Raw genomic sequence first — 1,145 nt, forward strand, 5'->3', positions numbered from 1 at the left:
CGGTATCCAGCGTGCGCACGAGAGTGCGCTTGGCCAACTCCACCTTGAATGCGGTTCCAGGTAGCGGCCTGGCCCCATCGAGGGCCGCCTCCGCCGCCGTGCGGAAGACGTCGGCCCCCGCGTGGGCGCCGCGCAGGACATCCTCCGCGTTCCAGGCGCGCCAGGGGATGGTGCCGACCCCGCCCAGTGCCACGCGCGCCTCCTGAATGAGGCCGTCTTCGATGACCAGAGCGACGCCGGCCGAGGTCAGCGCGAACTCGTAGGAGACGCGGTCACGGACCTTGATGTAGTGAGACCCTGCGCCTTCGGGAAGCAGCGGGATCTCGACTGCAGTGATCAGCTCACCGTGCCGCAGCACGTTCTCGATGTGGGGTGTGTCGCCCGGCGGCAGGTAGAACTGCGTCAGGGGAATCGACCGTGCACTGTCAGGGCCCTGGATGTGGACGATCGCGTCGAGCGCGGTCAGCGGTACCGCGACATCCGAGGCGTGCAGGGCGATGCAGTGGTCGCTGGTGCCGAGGATGGCGTGCATCCGCTGGATTCCCTTGATGGCGGCACACCCCGAGCCGGGGGTGCGCTTGTTGCAGGCGGCGACGGTGGGGTCTCTGAAGTACCGGCACCGGGCTCGCTGCAGCAGGTTTCCGCCGATGGTGGCCATGTTGCGCAACTGGGTCGAGGCGCCGAGCAGCAGGGCTTCCCGGACGAACGGCAGTCTCTCTCGTACGACGGGATCGGCGGCCAGCTCCTCCATCGTCGTGAGCGCGCCGACCCGGATCGCCGAGTCGGTGTGCGTGATGCCGCCGAGGGGGAGGCCGGTGATGTCGATGAGCCGTTCGGGGTGGAGAACCCCGTCCTTCATCAGGTCCAGCTGCGTGGTGCCGCCGGCCAGGAACGACGCGTGCGGATCAGCGCTGACAACGGCCACGGCCTGGTCAGCGTCGGTGGCCCGCGCATACTCGAAGGGGTGCATCGTCAACCTTCCGTTGTCACTTCGCGAATCGCCGCGCGAATGTTCGGGTAGGCGCCGCACCGGCAGAGGTTGCCGCTCATGAACTCGCGGATGTCCTCCTCCGAGTTCGCACGCCCCTCAGCGATGAGGCAGACCGCGGACATGATCTGCCCCGGCGTGCAGTAACCGCACTGGA

At 68.1% G+C, this 1,145-nt stretch carries 2 protein-coding genes; both read right to left on the minus strand.

The genetic code is table 11. The features are described from left to right. A partial coding sequence (locus STSP_RS34260; protein WP_067284938.1) for an FAD binding domain-containing protein occupies positions 1–970 on the minus strand: 970 nt, incomplete at its 3' end. A 2-nt stretch (positions 971–972) separates the two neighbouring features. Next, positions 973–1,145: (2Fe-2S)-binding protein (locus tag STSP_RS34265; RefSeq protein WP_232789908.1), on the minus strand; the 173-nt coding region annotated here is incomplete at its 5' end.

Source organism: Streptomyces jeddahensis (assembly GCF_001642995.1).
GTDB lineage: Bacteria > Actinomycetota > Actinomycetes > Streptomycetales > Streptomycetaceae > Streptomyces > Streptomyces jeddahensis.